3 protein-coding genes are annotated in these 4,037 nt (G+C 56.4%); all 3 read left to right on the top strand.

The window, feature by feature from the left end:
• Window positions 1–1,625: 3D-(3,5/4)-trihydroxycyclohexane-1,2-dione acylhydrolase (decyclizing) (iolD, locus tag FDX01_RS18465; RefSeq protein WP_249361016.1), on the top strand; the 1,625-nt coding region annotated here is incomplete at its 5' end.
• Window positions 1,626–1,965: 340 nt separating this feature from the next.
• Window positions 1,966–2,952, top strand: a complete 987-nt coding sequence (gene iolG / locus FDX01_RS18460) for an inositol 2-dehydrogenase (RefSeq protein WP_137400250.1) — start codon at window positions 1,966–1,968, stop codon at window positions 2,950–2,952.
• A 38-nt stretch (window positions 2,953–2,990) separates the two neighbouring features.
• Complete coding sequence (locus FDX01_RS18455; protein WP_096756051.1) at window positions 2,991–3,920, top strand: substrate-binding domain-containing protein; 930 nt, start codon at window positions 2,991–2,993, stop codon at window positions 3,918–3,920.
• The last annotated feature ends 117 nt before the right edge of the window (window positions 3,921–4,037 follow it).

Raw genomic sequence — 4,037 nt, 5'->3', positions numbered from 1 at the left:
CGGCGGCAACCGCCACGGCGAACCGCATTCCGCTGCTGCTGTTGCCGGGGGATGTTTATGCCAGCCGCCAGCCGGACCCGGTATTGCAGCAGATTGAGCAGTATCATGATCTTAGCATCAGCACCAACGACTGCTTCCGTCCGGTCTCTCGTTACTGGGATCGTATTAACCGTCCAGAGCAGTTAATGAGCGCAATGTTAAGTGCGATGCGAACACTTACTGACCCCGCAGATACTGGCGCGGTGACGATTTGCCTGCCGCAGGATGTGCAAGGTGAGGTCTGGGAGTATCCGCTTAGCTTCTTCGCGCGCCGTGTTCACTACATTGAACGCCGACCGCCTGACCCTCAGCGTCTGGAGAGGGCCCGGGCGCTGATTGCGCGTAAACAGCGCCCGCTGGTGGTGTGCGGTGGTGGCGTGCGTTACGCCGGCGCACATGAGGCGTTTCGTACGTTTGTCGAGACGCTGCATCTGCCGTTTGCTGAAACCCAGGCCGGAAAGGGCGCGCTGGTAAGTGACCACCCACTTAACCTGGGCGGTATCGGTGTGACGGGAGGCATGGCGGCGAATCAACTGGCAACCCAGGCCGATCTGGTTATTGGCATTGGCACACGTCTCACCGACTTTACCACCGGTTCGAAAGCCTTGTTCTCGCACCCGGACGTGGAATTTCTGCTGCTGAACGTGGCGGAATTTGACGCTTTAAAGCTGGATGCTACCGCGTTGATTGCCGATGCTCAAACCGGGTTGACCGCGTTAACGCAGGCCATGACGGCGTATCGTAGCCGTTGGGGAGATGAGATTGCTGTCGCGCAATCGGCCTGGCGCGAAGAGTGCCAGCGTTTATGGACGCGCGACTGGCATCCTGATGATGCGCCCGAAGTGGCAGGGCATCTTGATGCGCAACTGGCGGAATATGGCGACACGCTCAACACCCGCCTGACCCAGACGCGGGTACTGGGGCTTATCAACCAGCATATTGAAGATAACGCCATTGTGGTGGGCGCGGCCGGTTCGTTACCGGGGGATTTACAGCGACTCTGGCAAGTTAAAACGCCGGACAGCTATCACCTGGAATACGGCTATTCCTGTATGGGGTACGAGATTGCCGCCGCCGTCGGGGCCAGGCTGGCAAAACCACAGCAGCCGGTGTACGCCATGGTGGGCGATGGTTCGTACATGATGCTGCACTCTGAGCTGCAAACTGCCGTGCAGGAGGGCATAAAAGTCACCATTCTGCTGTTTGATAATGCCAGCTTTGGCTGCATTAACAATCTGCAGATGGGCCATGGGATGGGCAGTTTTGCTACCGAAAATCGCCATCGCAACCCGCAAACCGGGCGACTGGACGGGCCGCTGGTGAAGGTCGATTTTGCCCAAAATGCCGAAAGCTACGGCTGTCGGGCGTGGAAGGTTCATGATGAGCAAAGCCTGCTGGCGGCGCTGGCGGCATCACGTGCGCATCCCGGCCCGACGCTGCTGGACATCAAAGTACTGCCGAAAACTATGACCCATGATTACGCCTCATGGTGGCGAACCGGCGATGCGCAGATGGCTGAATCACCTGCGGTACGCCAGGCCGCAGAACAGACGCTAACGCAGCTGAAAAACGCCCGTCAGTACTGAGGTAGAGTCATGCCGGATGGCGCTGAGCTTACCCGGCCTACGGACTATGGTTAACGGCCGGATAAGGCATTAGCACCGCCATCCGGCAATCCTCCATAACGAAATTTTCATTTCATTTCTCCTGGTTTTTCACACGTTGCCCTCTTCCCAACCGGAAGAGGGCGAATTTCCCTATCTGGCATCCGTCGATGTTGTGATATTGATAACAGATTTTGTCTCACTTATCTCAAAAGTGTTAACCTGCACCCAAAAATATAATTTTCACTATTTATAAAAATGAAATAAATGTTTTATTTATAGTGTCGTTAGTTCATCGCATTCACCAACACCGGGAGCCGTTATGTTTAACATTGCTTTACTGGGCGCTGGCCGAATTGGCCAGGTACATGCAGCTAACATTGCCAGTCACAGTGCCACCACACTCTGGTCCGTTGTCGACCCGAATCAGGAATTTGCCACCCGTCTTGCCTCGCAATATCAGGCCCGTCTGCAGAGCCTGGATGAGGCGATGACTGACCCGAATGTTCATGCCGTGCTGATCGCCTCCGCCACGGATACCCACGCGGATCTGATTGAACTGGCTGCCCGTCACGGCAAGGCCATCTTCTGCGAGAAACCGGTACATCTGGACCTGGCCCGCGTTCGCGATTGCCTGAAAGTGGTCAAAGAGTACGACGTACCGCTGTTTATCGGTTTTAACCGCCGCTTCGATCCGCAGTTTCGCCGCGTGAAAACGGATGTGCTGGCCGGGCGTATCGGTAAGCCGGAATCCCTGCTGATCATTTCCCGCGACCCGTCACCGCCGCCGGCTGAATATGTCCGTGTGTCCGGTGGGATGTTCCGCGATATGACGATCCATGATTTTGATATGGCGCGTTTTATCATGGGAGAAGAGCCGGTCTCGGTATACGCCCAGGGCAGCAACCTGGTCGACCCGGCGATTGGTGAAGCCGGGGACATCGATACCGCGTTTATCGTCCTGAAATATGCCTCTGGCGCGATGGCGACCATCGTCAACAGCCGCCGCTCTGCTTACGGTTATGACCAGCGCCTGGAGCTGCACGGCTCTGAAGGGCTGCTGTGTGCGGGCAACATTCTGGAAAATCAGGTGCAGCACTATGGCAAGAACGGCTGCACCAGTGCCCTGCCGGAACATTTCTTCCTGCAACGCTACAAATCAGCTTATGCCGCGGAATGGGAACATTTTGTGGCCGTGCTGCGTGGCGAAGCGGTCCCGGATTGCAGCGGTGATGACGGTGAGCGTGCGCTGTACCTCGCGGATAAAGCGCTGGAATCCCTGCACAGCCAGCGTGAAGTTCTCCTCTGATTGTTATACCCAACCCCCCTACACAGAGAGACATAATAATGAAAAAACTGATCTTAGCTGTCCTCATCGCCATGACCTCCGGGACAGCAATGGCTGAAAACGAACAGATCGTGTTCAGTACGCCAAACCTGGCGATGCCGTTTGAAGTCCACATGCAGCGTACGGCGGTGAAAGCCGCAAAAGAGATGGGTGTAAATCTACAGGTTCTTGACGGGCAGGGTAGCTCGCCGAAGCAGGTCGCTGACCTGGAAAACGCCATCACCCGTGGGGCGCAGGGATTTATCGTCTCCCCCAATGATGTTAACGCCGTCTCCAGCGCGGTAGATGAAATCCAGGATGCAAAACTGCCGGTTGTCACGCTTGATCGCTCCGTTGACAGCCAGAAGAAAGTGCCGCACTTCGGTGCCAACAACTACAAAGGTGGCCAGGTGATTGGCGACTTTGTGAAAACCAAATTCCCTGAAGGGGCGGACATTATTCTGCTCACCGGCCAGCCGGGATCGTCTTCCAACATTGAACGGACCAAGGGTATTCGCGACAGCCTGAAAGCGGGTGGCGAAAAGTACAAGATCGTCGCCGATCAGACGGGTAACTGGATGCGTTCTGAAGGGATGCGCATTGTTGAGAGCGTACTGCCTTCGTTGCCGAAACGTCCGCAGGTGATCCTCTCTGCTAACGACGATATGGCGCTGGGGGCCATTGAAGCGCTGCAAGCACAGGGGATGAAACCCGGTGAAGTGCTGGTAACGGGCTTCGATGCGGTGCCGGAAGCGCTGGCGCGTGTGCGTGATGGCTGGATGGCGGTGACGGCGGATCAGCGTCCTGGCTTTGCGGTCACCACGGCGATGAGCCAGCTGGTCGCCAACGTGCGTGAGAAGAAGCCGATCACCGGCGCGGACTATCCGCCAACGCTTATCACCAAAGAGACCCTGCAGCAGGCTGAGCGTATTAACGAGGCCGGTAACTAATTTATACACGTCATCCTTCAAGCTGCCTCTGTGTTGGCTGCATCTGCTCACCCCAGTCACTTACTTGAGTAAGCTCCTGGGGATTCTCAGACTTGCCGCCTTGATGCAGCTTGAATG

This window comes from Citrobacter sp. wls613 (assembly GCF_005281195.1).
Classification (GTDB): Bacteria; Pseudomonadota; Gammaproteobacteria; order Enterobacterales; family Enterobacteriaceae; genus Citrobacter; species Citrobacter gillenii.
This window is presented reverse-complemented; position numbering and strand designations above follow the sequence as displayed.